Consider the following 18104-nt stretch of genomic DNA (forward strand, 5'->3'; position numbering starts at 1 on the left):
GGCCCGGTTCAGTCGAAGGTGCCCGCCACCCGGCCCAGCAGCATGAAGGCGCGGGCGGTGCGGGTGTCGCTTAGGGCGGAGATTTCCGCATCCGTGGCCTCGGCCTCGAAACGGGTGAACATCTGGTCGAAGCAGCGCAGGAAGTGATGGGCACTGTCGCGAAACAGCGGATCCTGCTTCATCCGCGCCGACGAAAGCGCCAGCGAGGAGCGGTCACGCACGCCCCCAAGGGCGGCGACCGCGCGACCACGGGCGCCATTGGCGAACTGGCGCCAGATATCGGGACGGGCCCGGTCCGGGCGCAGGTCATCCATATAGATGCCCTCCTGGCTCAGCAGCGTCAGCACGTCCTGGGCCGCGCGGATCACCTGTGCGGTATTCCGGTCCTTCAGCGCCAGACGCAGCGACACAAACCCTTCTTCGTCCTCCGCCGATTCCGGGAAGTTGAGGGCGCGCACAAAGTGCTCATTCGAGAGCGGCGGCGACAGGTCTTCGGCCGAGGTGCCCAATTCGAGCGAGCCCTGTTCCGTAACGGCCTCCATCGCCTTTGACGGGATCGCCAGGCGCGTCGGCGCGCCACGGGTGGACTGAAAGGTGGCCAGCACCGTTTCCGTCTTGCGTGCAGTTTCTGCGATCTCGTCCAGCTTTTTGGTGACCGAGGGTTCTGTCACGACCGCCGCGGCCTGCGTGTGTGCCAGATACATGTGGCGCAGACTTGAGATCGCCCCGTGCAGACGCTCGGTCTCCTCACGCATGATCCGGGCAGAGCGCATGGCAATGGCGGCCACCAGCAGCATCAGCACCGGCAACATCACAGCCAGAATGCGCACCAGTGGCGCATTCCACTCGGTCGCGAGCGCCATCTCCGGGGCCATGAGGTAGACGGCCCCGACCACCAGCAGCCACAATACGCCAAGCGCCATCGCAACAACTTCGGCCAGACCCAGCGACATGCGCGGGCTGCTTTCCAGTTCCGGCAATGCCAAACCGGACTGCCCGTTGGCGGCCGGCTGGTCCTTTTGACTGACGTCGCTGGTCATTGTCTGCCCGCTCTGTTGCTTTGGAATGCCTGGCGTTGTCTCAGGCGTAGTCGATCTTGAGGATCTCGTAGGACCGCACTCCGCCGGGCGTGCGCACATCCACACTGTCGCCTTCTTCCTTGCCGATCAAGGCGCGCGCGATGGGGGACTTCACGTTCAGCAGGCCGGCCTCGATGTTGGCTTCATGCTCGCCGACGATCTGCCAGGTCTTTTCCTCGTCGGTATCTTCATCGACCAAGGTGACGCTTGCGCCGAATTTGATCGAGCCGGACAGCTTGGCCGGGTTGATGACATCGGCGAGCGACAGCACGCCTTCAAGTTCCTTGATGCGGCCCTCGATAAAGGACTGCTTTTCGCGCGCGGAGTGATATTCGGCGTTTTCCGACAGATCCCCAAGTTCACGAGCTTCGGCAATGGCTTGGATGATAGCGGGGCGTTCCACGCTCTTGAGGGTTTTCAGCTCCGTTTCGAGGGCCTGAAAGCCCGCAGGCGTCATCGGGATCTTTTCCATGGTCTTGTCCGCTTTCGTGGTTCGTTCTTTTATTGTTTCATGTCTTATGAACGCCGCCGCCCCGCCGCAAGGAGCAGCGGGGCGAACCGTCGTGTTGGCAAATACCTGACCCAATCGCGGACGCAATTGCAAGGGGGGCTGCAATCCTTGTGCAGGGTTTTGCTGGCTGTTGCGGGTGTTTAACGCAGCCATGCCGCGCGCAAGGGCAGCGGGGCGGACAGGCTGGGCTGACGCGGGTGATTTGTACGATGGCGTCGACCAAGGCCGAAATCCCGCAGCCCGCGTGGACCCTGGGCGGCCAGAAACAGCAGATCAATCATATTGAACGAGCTCATATTCCACCCCCTCCTCGTCGTGAAAGTAGAACCGCCGTCCCGGTTCGTAGTCGCCATGGTTCATGGGCGCATATCCAGCCTCCTTCACGGCGACCTCTGCGGCATCAAGATCATCGACGATCACGGCCAGATGGTTCAATGCGCCCTTGGTGGAATAGGGTCTTGGGGGGTCCGTCAGCTCTTCGGCCGGGGAGTAAAGCGCGAGGTAGCTGGACTTTGATCCCACATGCACGGTGTACCCGCCGTTCAGTGCCGGACCCTGCCAGCGGATATGCCATCCGAATATTTTCTCCATCCATGCGGCGGTCTTGTGCGGATCACTCACACAGAGATTCGCGTGTTCGAGCGTTGCGGTCATGGCTGTGGTTCCTTTCGATTTTGCTTGCCTGTGACCTTGGTAATTTCTAAACCTAACTTTAGCTCAAGAGGTTTTTTTGACTGACGCACAATTTTTTCCGCTCGGGTTTCGCTGCGCGGCGAGGGCGACACGACGCGACAAGACAGGAGGCACATATGCCCGCATCACATGGACTGTCGATCGGATATCTGGCGGAGCGCACCGGCCTCGCGGTCTCGGCGATCCGCTACTACGAGGCGCAGGGCCTGCTGGAACCCTGGCGCAATGCCGGCGGCCAGCGCCGGTTCCACCGCGCCGACATAAGGCGGCTGAGCTTCATCATGATCGCACAGAAATTCGGCTTCACACTGCCGGAGATCCGCGAGCAGCTGCAGAGCCTGCCCAACAAGCGCACCCCGACCAAGGACGACTGGTCGCGTCTGTCGGCCGGGTTCCGCACCCATCTGGACGCGCGAATCGCAACCCTTGAGAAACTGCGGGACGATCTGGATGGTTGCATCGGCTGTGGTTGCCTGTCGCTGCCCACCTGCGCGCTCTATAATGCGGAGGATAAAGCCGCAAAAAACGGGCAGGGACCGCGTTATCTGATGGGGGATCGGCCCGAAACTTGACACTCCTGTCGATTAACGCCGTTATTTGCGCTTCGGGTGACGAAATCCGGCGCGCCCTATGTCGCATTTCCGGGTCTTTCAGGGATCCTACGTAGGGTATGGATTGACCTCTCCATGCTGCAACCGCTAAGCAACCGCGCAAGAATGTTGCGCCCAACCGCCAGCGCATGCCGCATGCGCCCACCAGCCAAGGACCAGACGCGCGGGTCCGTACGATAGCCAAGGAGCACCTCGAATGGCCGAGATTGAACGCGAAGCAATGGAATACGACGTTGTGATCGTCGGGGCCGGTCCCGCCGGTCTGTCGGCCGCGATCCGTCTAAAGCAACTCGACGCCGATCTGGACGTCGTGGTGCTGGAGAAGGGATCCGAGGTCGGCGCGCATATCCTGTCCGGCGCGGTTCTGGACCCCTGCGGTCTGGACGCGCTGATGCCCGACTGGAAGGAAAAGGGCGCGCCGCTGAACGTCGCCGTCAAGGACGACAATTTCTACATGCTGGGCGAAGCGGGCCAGATCCGCATCCCCAACGCGCCGATGCCGCCGCTGATGAACAACCACGGCAACTACATCGTCTCCATGGGCAATGTCTGCCGCTGGATGGCGGAACAGGCCGAGGAGCTGGGCGTCGAGATTTTCCCCGGCATGGCCTGCTCCGAGCTGGTTTATGGCGACAAGGGCGAAGTCAAAGGCGTCGTTGCCGGGGTCTTTGGCCTTGAGGAAGACGGCTCTTACGGCCCCAACACCGAGCCAGGCATGGAGCTGCACGGCAAATACGTCTTCCTGTCCGAGGGCGTGCGCGGGTCGCTCTCCAAGGAAGTGATCGCCAAATACGGTCTGGCCGATGGCAAGGAAGTGCAGAAATACGGCCTCGGCATGAAGGAAATCTGGGAGATCGATCCCGCCAAGCACAAGGAAGGCTCCGTCACCCACACCATGGGCTGGCCGCTGAATTCCAACGCGGGCGGTGGGTCCTTCATCTATCACCTTGATAACAATCAGGTCTATGTGGGCTTCGTGGTGCACCTCAACTACAAGAACCCGCATCTCTACCCCTATATGGAGTTCCAGCGCTTCAAACATCACCCGATGGTGGCGGAGCTGCTGAAGGGCGGCAAACGCGTGGCCTATGGTGCCCGCGCCATCACCGAGGGCGGCTATCAGTCGATGCCGAAGCTGACCTTCCCGGGCGGCGCGCTGTTGGGCTGTGCTGCTGGCATGGTCAACGTGCCGCGCATCAAGGGCAATCACAACGCCATGCTCTCCGGCAAGGCGGCTGCAGAGTCCGCCTATGCTGCAATCCAGGCGGGCCGCGCCTCGGACGAGCTGACCGGCTACGAGGACGACGTGCGCGACGGCCCCATCGGCAAGGACCTTAAGATGGTTCGCAACGTCAAGCCGATGTGGTCCAAATGGGGCCTCACCGCGTCGCTGGCGCTGGGTGGCTTCGACATGTGGACCAACAACCTCTTTGGCCTGTCTCTCTTTGGCACCCTTGGTCATGGCAAAAACGATGCCGAGGCGACGGAACCGGCCGAGAAGCACAAGACCATCGATTACCCGAAACCGGATGGCGTGTTGTCCTTTGATCGGCTGACCAACGTGTCCTTCGCGGCGACCAACCACGAAGAAAGCCAGCCCTGCCACCTGCATCTGGGCAATAAGGACACGCCGATCTCCGTGAACCTGCCCAAATACGACGAGCCGGCGCAGCGCTACTGCCCGGCGGGTGTCTATGAGGTGGTCGAAAAGGACGGCAAGGCAGAGTTCGTGATTAACTTCCAGAACTGTGTCCACTGCAAGACCTGCGACATCAAGGACCCGAGCCAGAACATCAACTGGACCACGCCACAGGGTGGCGACGGGCCGAACTACCCGAATATGTGACGGGCAGATTTGCCATGATGATCGTTTTGATGGGGCGGCCTGCGGGTCGCCCCATTGCGCATTGAGAATCCGGGGTCTACGCTCGCCTCCAGTTTTCTTGTGATCATGCTGGGGAGGCCCCTTCGTGCCAGTATCCTATCTTCGTTCCCTGACCTGCGCAGCGGCGCTTCTTCTGACCACGGGCCCGATGGCCGTGGCGGACGGGCTAGCTGGGTCCTATCTGGCCGGGCGGGCGGCGACTTACGATAGCGACTTTGCCGCTTCGGCCAAATATTACACCCGTGCGCTGGTCCGCGATCCGCAGAACGTCACGCTGATGGAAAACCTCGTCTACGCACAATTGGCGCTTGGGGATGTGAAATCCGCACTGCCGGTGGCGCAGCGGATGTGGGGCGCAGGCGTGCGCAGCCAGGTGGCCAATATCGTCATGGCGGGCAATCTCGCCCTGCAGGACGACTACGATGGGCTGCTGGCCCGCGATTCCGAACAATTTGAAATCAGCCCGCTGGTCGATGGGCTGCTGGACGCATGGGCCTATATGGGCCAGGGGGCGGTCTCGCACGCGCTGGAGCAGTTCGACGCGGTCGCACAGCAAGATGGGCTGCGCTTCTTTGCCATGTATCACAAGGCCTTGGCGCTGGCCTCCGTCGGTGATTACGAGGGTGCGGAAGACCTCTTTGCTGCCAACGAGGGCCAACTGGGCCGGTCATCCCGCCGGGCCGCGATCGCGCGCGTGCAGGTGCTGTCGCAGCTGGGGCGCAGCGAACAGGCATTGGAGGTGCTCGTCGAGAGTTTCGGCGAAGGGTTCGATCCGGCGCTGAGCGACCTGGCCGACCGACTGGCCGCCGGAGAGACTGCAGCGTTCTCCATCGCCCCGACGCCGCGCGATGGTATGGCAGAGGTCTTCTTCAGCCTCGGTCAGGCCCTGTCGGGAGAGGCGGCCAATGACTACGTGCTGATGTATGCGCGGATGGCCGCGACCCTTAGCCCGGCGCATGTGGACGCCATTCTGCTCAGCGCCGGTCTGCTGGATCAGATGGGACGCTACGAGCTGTCGATTGCCACCTACAAACAGGTGCCGCGTGATCATCCCGATTTCCACGCCGCCGAACTGGGCCGTGCCGAGGCCCTGCGCCGGTCCGCCAACCCGCAGGCCGCGGCCGAAGTGCTGGAACAGCTGGTGCGCGACTTTCCGCAGCACATCGCGGTGCATATCGACCTCGGCGATCTGATGCGCCAGCAGGAAGATTATGCCGGTGCAGTCAAAGCATATGATCGTGCGCTGGAGCTTAGCCCGGAGGGGGCGAACAATCGCTGGTTCCTGCTCTATGCGCGTGCCATCTGCCACGAACGTCTCAAGAATTGGGATGCAGCAGAAGCCGACTTCCGCGCCGCGCTGGAGATCGACCCGGACCAGCCGCAGGTGCTCAATTACCTCGGCTATTCGCTGGTGGAGCGGCAGGAGAATCTCGACGAGGCGCTGTCGATGATCGAACGCGCCGTCGCCGCACGTCCAGATAGCGGCTACATCGTCGACAGTCTCGGGTGGGTGCTTTACCGGCTTGGCGACTATGAGGCGGCAGTTGGTCACCTGGAACGCGCGGTGGAGTTGATGCCGGTGGACCCTGTGGTGAATGACCATTTGGGCGATGTCTATTGGGCCGTTGGGCGCAAGCTGGAGGCAGAGTTTCAGTGGAAGCGTGCGCTGTCCTTCGTCGACCCCGATGACGCGGATGCCGAGGCCGATCCAGAGCGCATCCGGCGCAAGCTGGATGTCGGTCTGGACGTGGTGCTGGCCGAGGAGGGGGCCAAGCCCCTGCAGGTCGCCAATGACGACAGCTGAGGTCTTTGCCCCGGCCAAGATCAACCTGACCCTGCATGTGACCGGTCGCCGCGCGGACGGGTATCATCTGCTCGACAGTCTTGTGGCATTTGCCAATGTCGGCGACCGGTTGCGGCTGACCTCCGGCGCGGATTTATCGCTGTCTGTGACCGGACTGTTTGCCAGGGGCGTGCCGGAAGACGAGCGCAATCTGGTCTGGCGTGCGGCTGAAGGGGCGGGCTGGCGCGGCCAGATTGATCTGGAGAAGAACCTGCCGCATGGGGCCGGCATTGGCGGCGGCTCATCCGATGCCGCGGCGCTGCTAACTGCGCTGCAGGAGCAGGGGGTGCCTGTGCCGCCAGACTTGCCGCTGTCTTTGGGCGCGGATGTGCCTGTGTGCATGTCAGCACGTGCCTCGCGCATGCAGGGCATCGGTGAGGAGATCACCCCCGTGCCCCTGCCGAAGCTGCCCGCATTGTTGGTCAATCCTGGTGTCGAGGTGCCGACAGGCGCTGTGTTCTCGGCGCTGGAAGAACGTGAAAATACCGTCATGCCCGCTGATATGCCGCTGTTCGACGGTGTCGAGGATTGCGCCGAATGGTTGGCGGCGCAGCGCAACGATCTGGAGCCTGCCGCCCTTACCGTGGCCCCGCTGATCGAACGGGCCCTGGGGGATTTGCGCAGCTCGCGCGATGCGTTGATGGCGCGGATGTCGGGTTCTGGCGCGACCTGTTTCGCGCTCTACCCAAGCCTGAAGGCCGCGCATTTTGCCGCCTATGAGATCGGCGCAGAGCATCCCGACTGGTGGTGCGTGGCCACGGAGCTCGGATAATTTCCAACGACATCCCCTGCCGCACAGAGCGCGGGGATGTCTGGCTGACCGGCCTCTCGGATCAATGCAGCCGCGACACCACGTAATCAGCCAGGTCAATCAGCATCGTGCGGATCGGGTGCTCTGGCAGGGCTGTCAGTGCGGTTTTTGCCTTTTCGGCCCAGGCGACGGCATCCACGCGAGTGGCCTCCAGCGTGGCGTATTTCGCCATCAGCTCCAGCGCGTGTTCCAGGTCGCCGTCCTGCTGGCGCCCCTTTGCGATGGTGCGCTCCCAGAAAGCGCGCTCCTCATCCGTGGCCTGCGCGATCGCCTTGATCACCGGCAAGGTCAGCTTGCGCTCGCGGAAATCATCGCCGACATTCTTGCCTGTTTTTGCCGCATCACCCTGATAATCCAGCAGATCATCGGCAATCTGGAAGGCGATCCCCAGCGCATCACCATAGTCGAACAGCGCCTGCACCTGCGGCTCGGGCGCGCCTGCAATGACACCGCCCACTTCGGTCGCGGCGGAGAACAGCGCCGCCGTCTTCCCACGCACCACCTGCAGATAGATGTCTTCGGTGGTGCCCAGGTCGGTGGCCGCCGTCATCTGCAGCACTTCGCCCTCGGCAATCGTGGCCGAGGCATTGGCGAGGATATCCAGCACCCGCAACGATCCGGTATCCACCATCAGCTGGAAGCTGCGGGCAAAGAGGTAATCCCCAACCAGGACCGAGCTTTTGTTGTCCCACAGCAGGTTGGCGGTGGGCCGCCCCCGGCGCTGCGCGCTCTCGTCGACCACATCATCATGCAGCAGCGTCGCGGTATGAATGAACTCGACCGTTGCTGCCAGTTTCAGATGGTGATCGCCCTCGTAGCCACACATCCGCGCCGCCGCCAACGTCAGCATCGGGCGCAGACGCTTGCCGCCTGCCTCGACCAGATGCGCGGTCACCTCGGGAATGCGGGGCGCATGTTTCGAGGCCATCCGCTCGCGGATCAGCAGGTTCACGGCGTCCAGCTCCTCGGCGAGGGTGGCAGCCAGCATTTCATGGGGTTTCTGCGTCATCACCTGGTTCATCACATTCCCGACTGATAGGCTCGACAAGACCCCGGTCTTGCCCTTAGATCCATGATATGAAGGAACTTTTGCGCAGCACAGACCCTACGGTCATCGCCTTTGCCTCCGCTCTTCTCGACGGAGAGGGTATAGACTGCTTTGAAATGGACGTAAATATGAGCGTGCTCGAGGGCGGCATAGGAATTTTCCCCCGCCGCCTGTTGGTGCATCCCGATGATTTGGAGGATGCGCAGGTGGTGATGCGCGACAATGATCTGCCGGTGTCCGACCGTGGATGATGCGGTTGGGTTTACCGACGCGGAGCTGAGTGCGGACGGTTTTCTCGGCGGAAAAATCACGCTTTTACAACCCCGATCCGGGTATCGCGCGGGGGTGGACCCGGTGTTTCTGGCCGCCGCGGTCAATGCCCGGGCTGGGCAGCGGGTTCTGGAGCTTGGCTGCGGCGCCGGTCAGGCGCTGCTGTGTCTGGGCGCGCGGGTGCCCGATCTGGCGCTCTGCGGGGTGGAGCTGCAGGCGCCTTATGCGGATCTTGCGCGTCGAAATGCCGCCGCCAACGCGGCGTCAGCCCGCATCTGGACCGCCGATCTGACTGCGCTTCCGGCAGAGCTGCGCCAGCAGAGCTTTGACCATGTGATTGCCAATCCGCCCTATTATCGCGCCGGGGCTCATAGCCCTGCCCAGGATGCAGGTCGGCGCACGGCACTTGGCGAAGGCACGCCGCTGGATCTCTGGTTCGAGACGGCAGCGCGGCGACTGGCCCCCCGAGGGTACCTGCATATGATTCAGCGGGCAGATCGTCTGCCCGACATGATCGCGGCCGCGCACGGGCGGCTTGGCTCCCTTGAGGTCTTGCCCTTGGCCCCGCGTGTCGGGCGCGCGGCTGAGTTGGTGATCCTGCGGGCCCGCAAGGGCGGACGAGGTGACTTCTGCCTGCATCCCCCGTTGATCCTGCATGAGGGTGCGGCGCATGAACGGGACGGCGAGGACTACAGTGCGCCGGTGCGCGCGATTCTACGCTCCGCAGCGGAGCTGCCTTGGCCCGGCAGCTGATACGGTGGCCGTGGAACAAGGTGGTCGTGACAATTTGCGCTGGTGTTGTGGTCGGCATGTGAGAATTCGGACAGGACCTGCCTAATCGCCCGCCGGTATAGGCGGGAACTAGCCAAAAGTTACAAATTGTCCAAAAGAACCATGCCGAATTGTGCGCTTGCAGCGTGACAGGTTGAAAGAAGCATGCTCCAATCCCCATGTAGATTACTCAAGCTTTGTAGAAGGAGGAATGACATGAGCCTCAGCTCGCATCTCAACCAACTGAAGAAGAAGCACGAGCATCTGAGCTTTGAAGTAGAACGAGCAGAGAAATCCCCGGCCACCGACCGAATGCACATCAAATCCCTTAAAAAGGAAAAGCTGCGCCTGAAGGATGAGATCGAACGCCTCCATCACGCCTGATGACAAAAGCGGCGCGGGGGCGACTGCACGTCCAGCACCGTCCCCGGCGCCAAGTCCCGTAAGCCCGCCGTGGTTTAACGCGATCCAGGGGCAAAATTTGACCCCGAGACAGCCAAGGCCCTGCAATCCGCAGGGCCTTTATTTATTTCAAAAGTTGGAAACTGCTGCCGGCCTACCGCAATGTGCGATTTATCGGTGGCTTCACGCGCGCGGTGCCCGATGCGCGTGCGGCCAGCAATGCACCGCCGGTGATCAGTGCTGTTGCCAGTGCCAACCCCCATGAGGGGGCCGCGATCCCTGCAGCGACCAGAATCAAGGTCGACAAAAGAGGCGCCGCGTAGGAGTTGGTCCCCAACATTTGAATGTCCCCCTGCTTGACCCCGATGTCCCAGACATAAAACGCAAGGCCGACGGGTCCGAGGCCGAGCAACAAAGCAGAGGTCCAGCCAAGCGCGCCAATGGGCCATACGGTGTCTTCCAGCAGCAGGTGCAGCAGTCCGGAGGCGACCGCGCTCAGAAGGCAGAACACCGCGACAGATGCGGTCGGGGCGCTGCCCAGCAAGCGAGAGCCGACAGAATAGCTCGACCAAAACACCGCACAAAGCAAGGCGAGGCCGTAGCCTGGCAGGTGTTGCGCTTGAAAGCCGACGCCGCCGCCCGTGATGATGCAGGCCGCCCCGGCAAACCCCAATAGCGCGCCGACAGAATGCCCCAGGCGCAACCGCTCACCCGGAAGGAGGCCGGAAAACAGCACGATCAGCAGCGGCCAGAGATAGGCGATCAGACCGGCCTCCGCAGCCGGTGCCGCGCGCAGGGCAGAGAAGTAAAGCGCGTGGTACCCGAACACCCCGATGGAGCCAAAGGCATAGACCCGCAGTGGCACCCGGCGCAGCTGCGCCCAGCTGCCGGTCACTTGCACCCAGATCAACCCGATAATACCGCCAATGGTGAAACAGATCGTGTTCAGCAGCAGCGGTGGCGTCGGGCTGGACCCCACAGTCAACAGCGCCAGAAGCGCCCAGAGCAGGACGGCGACAAAGCCGATGGCGGTGGCGCGAGTGCGGGACATTTTAAGTCAGAGATCCTTGGCAGGGATGATGTCGAAATCGTCCCACATATGCGCAGTTTTCTCAATTTCTGCAAAGAACCATTCGCGAAAGGCTTTGATCTGTGGGCGGTCCTTGGTGCTTGGCAAACACAGGAAACGGAAACGCGCATCGGTTTCGATGGCGACCTTGAAGGGCGCCACGAGGCGACCTTCTTGTACGTCCTTGATGATCATCGGGCGTCGTCCCAGCGCCACGCCCAGACCGGCGCAGGCCGCATCAATGGCATGATCGGCGTTGGAAAAATGCGTGCCGGGGCCGGGGGTGAACTCCCATCCAACGGCGCGGAACCACGTCGGCCAATCGCAGGGCGGGGTGAGAAAACTGATGCTGTCATCGTAAATCAGCGGCGCGTTGCGCAGGCTGTCCGGGGTGGGGTATTGCGCAAAAAGCTCTGGCGTCATCACCGGCGTCAGCCATTCGGCGCGGGCCTCCTGCGAGACCAGCCCTTCGTCATCGCCATAGCCGAATCGAATTGCGACATCGACACTGTCACGCCGCAGATCGACCCTCCGCAGGCCGGCTGACAGGCGCAGGTCGATCTCCGGATGGCTTCGGGCAAATTCATAGAGCCGCGGTGCCAGCCATTTTGCCGTCAACGCAGGCCCCGCCGTCACCGTGAGCGAGGTGGTGTCCAGCACACGCCGGGCCTGCTGCCAGGCTGCGGCCAGTGCCCGAAACCCCTCATCCGCGCCCGGCGCCAATGCGGTTCCGGCCTCCGTCAGCTCCACCGCGCGGTTCAGGCGGCGAAACAAGGGCGCCCCCAGGTGCTCTTCCAGCGACTTGATCTGAAACGACAGGGCGGCCGGTGTGACATTCAATTCGTCCGCCGCCTTGGCAAAGGACATATGTCGCGCCGCAGCATCAAAGGCGCGCAAAGCGGTGAGTGGGGGCAGGTTGCTGGACATGTATCACTCAAGAATAATTTAACTGAAGGTCTCAAAACTCTCGTTTGTCGTCAATGCTACAAATGCGCATATTGATGTCACAACAGAGACGCTAAACCGAAAGGTGGCCAGGATGATTGAATATGCTGCAACAACCGAAGTGAAACAGGGCATGGCCCGGGCTCACGAAGCGCGTGCGCAGGTCCTGCGCGACGCGATCTCATGGATCTTTGCTCGCCGCCGGACTTCGGCCCCGGGCATCCGGGTTTCCCGCTGGGCCTGAGCGCGCGCGAGCTCAACACAGGCACTTACGGGATGAGATAAGGGCCGGCTCGAGATGAGCCGGCCCTTGCTGTACCTGATGTCGTCGAAATCAGCCGTCAGGAGAAGAACTGACCGCCGTTCGCCGAGATGGTGGAGCCGTTGATGAACGATGCCTCGTCCGAGGCGAGGAAGCCCACGCAGCGGGCGATTTCTTCGGGCTCACCCAGACGCCCGGTGGGGATTTGGCCGATGATCGCGTCGCGCACCTTTTCCGGCACCGCCATCACCATTTCGGTGGCGATATAGCCCGGGCAGACTGCATTGGCGGTGATGCCCTTGGCCGCACCTTCCTGTGCCAGCGATTTCACGATGCCGAGGTCCCCGGCCTTGGTCGCGGCATAGTTCACCTGTGCGAACTGGCCCTTCTGACCGTTGATGGATGAGATCACGATCACCCGGCCAAAGCCGCGCTCTCGCATCCCCGGCCAAACGGGATGTACGGTGTTGAATACCCCGGTCAGGTTGGTGTCGATCACCTGCTGCCATTGCTCGGGCTGCATCTTGTGAAACGGTGCGTCGCGGGTGATGCCTGCGTTGGCGACCACGATATCGATGGGGCCAAGATCGGCCTCGACCTGCTGAATCCCGGCCTTACTCTCCTCATAGCTGGCCACGTTCCACTTGTAGGTCTTGATTCCGGTTTCTTCGGTGAACTGCGCAGCCGCTGCGTCATTGCCGGCATAGGTCGCGGCAACATTGCAGCCCTGTGCCTTGAGCGCTTTGGAAATTGCGGCGCCGATACCGCGTGATCCGCCGGTAACAAGGGCAATACGAGCCATATGAGAGTTCCTCCAACTTCTTTACTTCACTTGTAATCTTATTGCACGCGAGGTGATTGCGTAGCAATAAAATTTCACCACCAACATGCTGCATCATCCTGATGCCGCACGCTGGCCGATGAGGTAACACTAAACCGGAGATTGTAACGTGAGAACGAAAAAGAAAAGGGCGCCCGAAAGCGCCCCAAGTCTTGCTGATATTCTAGTCACTTAATCTGCGTTGTCCCGGGTTCAGGGCCGTTCAACACACATAGCGACGCCCATGCCGCCACCGATGCAGAGCGTGGCAAGACCCTTCTTGGCGCCGCGGCGCTTCATCTCGAACAGCAGCGTGTTCAGTACGCGACACCCGGATGCGCCGATCGGGTGGCCGATGGCGATGGCGCCGCCGTTCACATTGACGATCTCGGGGTTCCAGCCCATGTCCTTGTTGACCGCGCAGGCCTGCGCCGCGAAGGCCTCGTTGGCCTCGACCAAATCCAGATCATCCACGGACCAGCCAGCTTTATCCAGCGCCTTACGGGACGCGTAGATCGGCCCCACACCCATGATCGACGGGTCCAGGCCGGCGGTGGCATAAGAGGCGATGCGTGCCAGCGGCTCGATGCCACGTTTTTCGGCCTCATCAGCGCTCATCAGCAGGGTGGCGGCGGCACCGTCGTTGAGGCCGGAGGCGTTGGCTGCGGTCACCGAGCCGTCCTTGGTGAAGGCGGGGCGCAGTTTCTGCATTGCGGCCATGGTGGCGCCGTGGCGGATGTATTCGTCCTGATCCACGGTGATGTCGCCCTTGCGGTGCTTGACGACAAATGCGGCGATCTCATCGGCGAATTTGCCCGCCTTCTGCGCCGCTTCGGCCTTGTTCTGCGAGGCGACGGCGAATTCATCCTGCATATCGCGGGAGATCTGCCATTTTGCGGCGACGTTCTCGGCGGTCTGGCCCATGTGGTAGCCGTTGAACGCATCCCACAAGCCGTCGCGGATCATCGTGTCGATATACTGCATGTCGCCCATCTTGTGACCGGCGCGCAGGTTGGCGGCATGGGGGCTGAGGGTCATGTTTTCCTGACCACCTGCGGCGACGATGGACGCATCACCAAGCTGGATGTGCTGGGCCCCGAGTGCCACGGCGCGCAGGCCGGAGCCGCAGACCTGGTTGATGCTCCAGGCGGCGCTTTCCTGCGGCAGGCCAGCGTTGATATGGGCCTGGCGGGCAGGGTTTTGCCCCTGAGCGGCGGTCAGCACCTGGCCGAGGATGGTTTCCGAGACCTCGGATTTGTCGATGCCGGCGCGGGCCACCACGGCCTCCAGCACGGCGGCGCCCAGATCGTGGGCGGGCGTGTTGGCGAACGCGCCGCCAAAGCTGCCGACGGCGGTGCGCGCGGCGGATGCGATTACTACGTTGGTCATTCGGTCAGTCCTCTGCATGTTCTGCGGAAACGCCGACGCGGTGGGGTGCTTAAGCGTCACCCGGCTTGTGCGACGTCTCCTCCCTTCCGCCATGGAATAGCCCAACCGTGCACCTGCAGCAACTGTTCCGAGTGCGGCAGCGTAACACCCGCGCAAAAAGGCGGCGTTGCACGGCATGGGCTGTGATGGTGCAGACACCGCCCCCAGGCGGCACAGACAGCTGGTCGCATCGGGGGCAGATCAGGGACGCCTTAGACCCAGCCTGAAAAACAGACTGGGTCTGACGCGTTCAGGGCAAGCGCCGCGAATCGGTGCTTCGGGCGACCTCAGGCGCGGGCGCGCGCGTCGTTTTCCGCCTGCCAGGGTGGGGTGATCGACGGAGCACCATAGAGGAAGCCTTGCAAGCAATCGGCACCCGCCTCGATCAGGAATTCGGCGTCCTCTTGCCGTTCGACGGATTCGGCAACGATGAACATGTCGAATTGCTTGGCGATCGCGATCAGGGCGCGGATCACGGCCTGATTGTCGTGGTTTGCATGAACGCCCCGGACAAACTGCCCGTCGATCTTCACCGCATCGAAGAAGAACTCGCGAAAATGCCCGATTGCCGTGGTGCCGGCGCCAAAATTATCCAGTGCAAAGGCAATGCCGTGTTGCTGCATCTGGTCCATGAAGTCGATCACCAGCTCTGGTGCCGCCATTGCGGAAGCTTCGGAAATCTCCAGCACCAGCCGTTCGCCAAGGAATTCGCTGTTTTCGAGAAAGCGTTCCAGTACCTTGTTCCACTGGCTGTAGCCGATGGAGCGGGCGGACATATTGACGGACATGCGTACGTTGGGATTGCGCTGCAGTACCCGGAGGCTCTGCTCCAGTGCCAGACAGTCGAGCTTGCGCCCCAACTCGCGCTCTTCGATCACGCTCATGAATTCCCGTGCCGGGATGATACGGCCCGTGGCGTCCATCACACGGATGTAGCCCTCGTAGAAGGCGATCATGTCTGTCGCGTGGCTTTGTACAATGGGCTGATAGGCCAGAAGGGTCTGGTCGTGTTTGACCGCCTCCGCCACCATGTCCACGACGTTGCGATCCCGGGCCACTACGGCTGCAGAGAGCGGGTTTTCCGCCCCTTCCGGGATGTCGGTTTTCCAGAAATGCCTTTTCTTCACCTTCAAAACCCCATCGGTTTGCGGCGACCGGGCGGTTGTGGACGCCGATCGAGTTGTCCAATGACCCTACAATCTTCCAAAAGAGTTGCATGGGGATTAAGAACGGCATTTTATCTAGCTGCCCTCTCGCGGGACGAGAGGGCAGGGCAGTTGCAGTCAGGAGCCTGCCACCAATGCACCGATCACGGCGCGGGCACTGTCGGAATTCCAGTCCGCTTCGCCCCGCAACCGGGCGATTTCATTGCCTTCTGGGTCCAGAATGACGGTGATCGGCAGGCCCAGCACCGCCATGTCGCGGGCTACGGCGCCCTTGGGGTCCTGATGGCGCGGCAGGTTGGTCACGCCGATCTCGTCAAAGAACTTCTTGATGCCGGCGGGATTGTTCCGACCTGTCGCCAGCGTCAGAACTTCGAAAGTGTCGCCGCCGAATTCGTCCTGCAGGGCCGAGAGCATCGGCATTTCCTTGCGACAGGGCGGGCACCAGGTGGCCCAGAAGTTCACCAGCACATATTTGCCTTCATAGTCAGACAGATGCGCCTGACCGGCATCATCTGCCAGCTCGAAAGCCGCGTCAGAGGCCGGTTTGGCCTCACTGTGGAAAACCAATTTCTGCATGTCGCCCTCGCGCAGGGCCTCGACGGTGCTAAGATCGGCGGCGAAGGCGGCATTTGCACCGAGGGCAAGGGCCATATAAAGGGAAAGCTGACGAACAAGACGCATAGTATCTCCAGGGTTGGGCCATGACAGACAAGACCTCGAACCAGATGTGGGGCGGCCGCTTTGCCGCCGGACCGGACGCGATCATGGAGGCGATCAACGCCTCGATCGGGTTCGACCAGCGCATGGCAGCACAGGACATCGCGGGCTCTCGGGCTCATGCGGCGATGCTCGCCGCGGCCGGTGTGATTACGGATAATGATGCCGAGGCGATCCGTGAAGGCCTGCTCACCGTTTTGTCAGAGATTGAAAGCGGTCAGTTCCAGTTCTCCACCGCGCTGGAAGACATCCACATGAACGTCGAATCGCGCCTGAAGGAGATCATCGGCGAACCGGCGGGCCGTCTGCACACGGGCCGCTCGCGCAACGATCAGGTGGCGACCGACTTCAAACTCTGGGTGCGCGACCAGCTGGACGCCGCCGCCAAGGGGCTGGAGGCGCTGATCGCCGCACTGGTCGACCAGGCCGAGGCGGGTGCCGACTGGGTGATGCCGGGCTTCACCCACCTGCAGGTTGCACAGCCGGTGACCTGGGGCCACCACATGATGGCTTATGTCGAGATGTTTGGCCGTGATCTGTCCCGTGTCCGCGATGCGCGCGCCCGGATGAACGAATCGCCGCTTGGCTCTGCCGCGCTCGCCGGGACCTCCTTTCCGATCGACCGCGACATGACCGCCAACGCCTTGGGCTTTGACCGCCCCACCGCCAACTCGCTGGATGCCGTGTCGGATCGCGATTTCGCGCTGGAGTTCCTGTCCGTCGCCTCGATTTGCGCCATGCACCTCAGCCGTTTTGCCGAGGAGCTGGTGATCTGGTCGTCGGCACAGTTCCGTTTTGTGACCCTGTCGGACCGCTTCTCCACCGGTTCCTCGATCATGCCGCAGAAGAAGAACCCCGACGCCGCCGAGCTGATCCGCGCCAAGGTGGGCCGGATCTTTGGCGCAAACACCGCGCTGATGATGGTGATGAAGGGGCTGCCGCTGGCCTATTCCAAGGACATGCAGGAAGACAAGGAACAGGTCTTTGATGCCGCCGACAACTGGATGCTGGCGCTGGCGGCGATGCAGGGCATGGTCAAGGACATGAGCGCCAACCGCGACAGCCTCGCCGCGGCGGCTGGGTCCGGCTTCTCCACCGCCACCGATCTGGCGGATTGGATGGTGCGGGTGCTCAAGGTGCCGTTCCGCGATGCCCACCATGTGACCGGCGCGCTGGTGGCGATGGCCGAGTCGCGCGGCGTGGATCTGCCAGATCTCAGCCTTGAGGACATGAAAAGCGTGCATGACGGCATCACCGAGGATATCTTTACCGTGTTGGGTGTGGAGAATTCGGTGAATTCGCGCACGTCCTACGGGGGCACCGCGCCCATTGAAGTGCGCGCGCAGGTCGCCCGCTGGAAAGAGATCCTGGGCTGAGGCCCGCTTTTAGGAGACCCCTATGACCCGTGTTCTGATTGCTCTCGGTCTTGTTCTGTCGCTCACCGCCTGCGGTGTGGACGGCGAACCCGTGCGCCCGAGCCTGAATGCGGGTCTCGGGATCTCTGGCAGCGGCGTCCATCTGGGTGGCGCGGTGGGGGTCAGCAAAGGCCCCGTTTCCGTGAGTATCGGCCTATGATCCGCACTGCATTGATCCTGTGTCTGGCCGTTGTGGCGGGCTGCGATTACTCTGGCGCGCCCCTGAAACAACGCTCAGAGCCAACAGAGCCGGGCATTCATATCTCGGGCGAAGCCCGCGTGGGCGTTGTTCTGGGCGACTGACATGGCCTGCCTCGCGTCCTGCCGGTAACGGTGAACCACCGCCACCCCTCTCGAT

At 62.2% G+C, this 18104-nt stretch carries 22 protein-coding genes; 11 read left to right on the top strand and 11 right to left on the bottom strand.

Annotation, left to right across the window (positions count from 1 at the left end; translation table 11 throughout):
• Window positions 1-8 precede the first annotated feature (8 nt).
• The 4 genes from R0J92_RS07875 to R0J92_RS07890 form a co-directional block, all read right to left on the bottom strand.
• Complete coding sequence (locus tag R0J92_RS07875) at window positions 9-1040, bottom strand: hypothetical protein (protein WP_411051294.1); 1032 nt, start codon at window positions 1038-1040, stop codon at window positions 9-11.
• Between the two features lie 40 nt (window positions 1041-1080).
• On the bottom strand, window positions 1081-1551 hold the full coding sequence (gene greA, locus R0J92_RS07880) for a transcription elongation factor GreA (RefSeq protein WP_411051415.1): 471 nt from the start codon (window positions 1549-1551) through the stop codon (window positions 1081-1083).
• 179 nt (window positions 1552-1730) lie between these two features.
• On the bottom strand, window positions 1731-1886 hold the full coding sequence (locus tag R0J92_RS07885; RefSeq protein ID WP_317384406.1) for a hypothetical protein: 156 nt from the start codon (window positions 1884-1886) through the stop codon (window positions 1731-1733).
• Complete coding sequence (locus tag R0J92_RS07890) at window positions 1864-2244, bottom strand: VOC family protein (RefSeq protein ID WP_411051295.1); 381 nt, start codon at window positions 2242-2244, stop codon at window positions 1864-1866. Before R0J92_RS07890 ends, R0J92_RS07885 begins: the two co-directional genes overlap by 23 nt.
• Before the next feature lie 155 nt (window positions 2245-2399).
• Here R0J92_RS07890 and soxR point away from each other — a divergent pair, with 155 nt between their 5' ends.
• From soxR to R0J92_RS07910, 4 genes are all read left to right on the top strand, one after another.
• Window positions 2400-2855, top strand: a complete 456-nt coding sequence (soxR, locus tag R0J92_RS07895) for a redox-sensitive transcriptional activator SoxR (RefSeq protein ID WP_106161652.1) — start codon at window positions 2400-2402, stop codon at window positions 2853-2855.
• 235 nt (window positions 2856-3090) lie between these two features.
• Window positions 3091-4740 carry an electron transfer flavoprotein-ubiquinone oxidoreductase gene (locus tag R0J92_RS07900; RefSeq protein ID WP_317384404.1) on the top strand — a complete coding sequence of 550 codons (1650 nt, stop codon included), beginning with the start codon at window positions 3091-3093 and terminating at the stop codon, window positions 4738-4740.
• 124 nt (window positions 4741-4864) lie between these two features.
• A complete protein-coding gene (locus R0J92_RS07905; RefSeq protein ID WP_411051296.1) occupies window positions 4865-6583 on the top strand; it encodes a tetratricopeptide repeat protein in 1719 nt (572 codons plus the stop codon).
• Window positions 6570-7394, top strand: coding sequence for a 4-(cytidine 5'-diphospho)-2-C-methyl-D-erythritol kinase (locus tag R0J92_RS07910; protein WP_411051297.1), 825 nt, complete (start codon window positions 6570-6572; stop codon window positions 7392-7394). Before R0J92_RS07905 ends, R0J92_RS07910 begins: the two co-directional genes overlap by 14 nt.
• A gap of 61 nt (window positions 7395-7455) precedes the next feature.
• Here the strand turns inward: R0J92_RS07910 and R0J92_RS07915 are convergent, their stop codons facing one another.
• Entirely contained in the window at window positions 7456-8454 is a 999-nt protein-coding gene (locus tag R0J92_RS07915; RefSeq protein WP_106161659.1) for a polyprenyl synthetase family protein, read from the bottom strand.
• Window positions 8455-8510: 56 nt separating this feature from the next.
• Between R0J92_RS07915 and R0J92_RS07920 the strand changes: the two genes are divergently transcribed.
• The 3 genes from R0J92_RS07920 to R0J92_RS07930 all read left to right on the top strand — a co-directional run bounded on the left by R0J92_RS07920 (window position 8511) and on the right by R0J92_RS07930 (window position 9906).
• Window positions 8511-8732 carry a DUF2007 domain-containing protein gene (locus R0J92_RS07920; RefSeq protein ID WP_106161661.1) on the top strand — a complete coding sequence of 74 codons (222 nt, stop codon included), beginning with the start codon at window positions 8511-8513 and terminating at the stop codon, window positions 8730-8732.
• Window positions 8725-9504, top strand: a complete 780-nt coding sequence (locus R0J92_RS07925; RefSeq protein ID WP_411051298.1) for a tRNA1(Val) (adenine(37)-N6)-methyltransferase — start codon at window positions 8725-8727, stop codon at window positions 9502-9504. The genes R0J92_RS07920 and R0J92_RS07925 overlap by 8 nt, the downstream gene beginning before the upstream one ends.
• A gap of 234 nt (window positions 9505-9738) precedes the next feature.
• Window positions 9739-9906 carry a YdcH family protein gene (locus R0J92_RS07930; RefSeq protein ID WP_106161665.1) on the top strand — a complete coding sequence of 56 codons (168 nt, stop codon included), beginning with the start codon at window positions 9739-9741 and terminating at the stop codon, window positions 9904-9906.
• A 172-nt stretch (window positions 9907-10078) separates the two neighbouring features.
• Here R0J92_RS07930 and R0J92_RS07935 read toward each other — a convergent pair whose 3' ends face one another.
• Together R0J92_RS07935 and R0J92_RS07940 are read right to left on the bottom strand one after the other, a co-directional pair.
• Window positions 10079-10975 (bottom strand): DMT family transporter, encoded by an 897-nt coding sequence (locus R0J92_RS07935; RefSeq protein ID WP_411051299.1) that lies wholly within the window; start codon window positions 10973-10975, stop codon window positions 10079-10081.
• A gap of 6 nt (window positions 10976-10981) precedes the next feature.
• Window positions 10982-11920, bottom strand: a complete 939-nt coding sequence (locus R0J92_RS07940; RefSeq protein WP_317384399.1) for a transcriptional regulator GcvA — start codon at window positions 11918-11920, stop codon at window positions 10982-10984.
• 112 nt (window positions 11921-12032) lie between these two features.
• On the opposite strand from R0J92_RS07940, the gene R0J92_RS07945 reads away from it, so the two are divergent.
• On the top strand, window positions 12033-12182 hold the full coding sequence (locus tag R0J92_RS07945) for a hypothetical protein (RefSeq protein ID WP_317384398.1): 150 nt from the start codon (window positions 12033-12035) through the stop codon (window positions 12180-12182).
• A gap of 97 nt (window positions 12183-12279) precedes the next feature.
• On the opposite strand, the gene phbB is transcribed toward R0J92_RS07945, so the two are convergent.
• The 4 genes from phbB to R0J92_RS07965 form a co-directional block, all read right to left on the bottom strand.
• On the bottom strand, window positions 12280-13002 hold the full coding sequence (gene phbB, locus R0J92_RS07950) for an acetoacetyl-CoA reductase (RefSeq protein ID WP_106161671.1): 723 nt from the start codon (window positions 13000-13002) through the stop codon (window positions 12280-12282).
• 231 nt (window positions 13003-13233) lie between these two features.
• Window positions 13234-14409, bottom strand: coding sequence for an acetyl-CoA C-acetyltransferase (locus R0J92_RS07955; protein WP_106161673.1), 1176 nt, complete (start codon window positions 14407-14409; stop codon window positions 13234-13236).
• A gap of 326 nt (window positions 14410-14735) precedes the next feature.
• Window positions 14736-15575 carry an EAL domain-containing protein gene (locus tag R0J92_RS07960; RefSeq protein ID WP_106162297.1) on the bottom strand — a complete coding sequence of 280 codons (840 nt, stop codon included), beginning with the start codon at window positions 15573-15575 and terminating at the stop codon, window positions 14736-14738.
• 156 nt (window positions 15576-15731) lie between these two features.
• Window positions 15732-16295, bottom strand: a complete 564-nt coding sequence (locus R0J92_RS07965) for a TlpA family protein disulfide reductase (RefSeq protein WP_106161675.1) — start codon at window positions 16293-16295, stop codon at window positions 15732-15734.
• Between the two features lie 20 nt (window positions 16296-16315).
• Between R0J92_RS07965 and argH the strand changes: the two genes are divergently transcribed.
• From argH to R0J92_RS07980, 3 genes are read left to right on the top strand one after another with little or no spacing between them, the layout of a single operon-like run.
• Entirely contained in the window at window positions 16316-17707 is a 1392-nt protein-coding gene (gene argH, locus R0J92_RS07970; RefSeq protein ID WP_207796865.1) for an argininosuccinate lyase, read from the top strand.
• 22 nt (window positions 17708-17729) lie between these two features.
• Window positions 17730-17906: a hypothetical protein gene (locus tag R0J92_RS07975; RefSeq protein ID WP_165798072.1), complete on the top strand. Its 177-nt coding sequence runs from the start codon at window positions 17730-17732 to the stop codon at window positions 17904-17906.
• Complete coding sequence (locus R0J92_RS07980; RefSeq protein ID WP_411051300.1) at window positions 17903-18049, top strand: hypothetical protein; 147 nt, start codon at window positions 17903-17905, stop codon at window positions 18047-18049. Before R0J92_RS07975 ends, R0J92_RS07980 begins: the two co-directional genes overlap by 4 nt.
• Window positions 18050-18104: the final 55 nt, after the last annotated feature.

The organism is Tritonibacter sp. SIMBA_163 (genome assembly GCF_046535935.1).
GTDB lineage: Bacteria > Pseudomonadota > Alphaproteobacteria > Rhodobacterales > Rhodobacteraceae > Epibacterium > Epibacterium scottomollicae.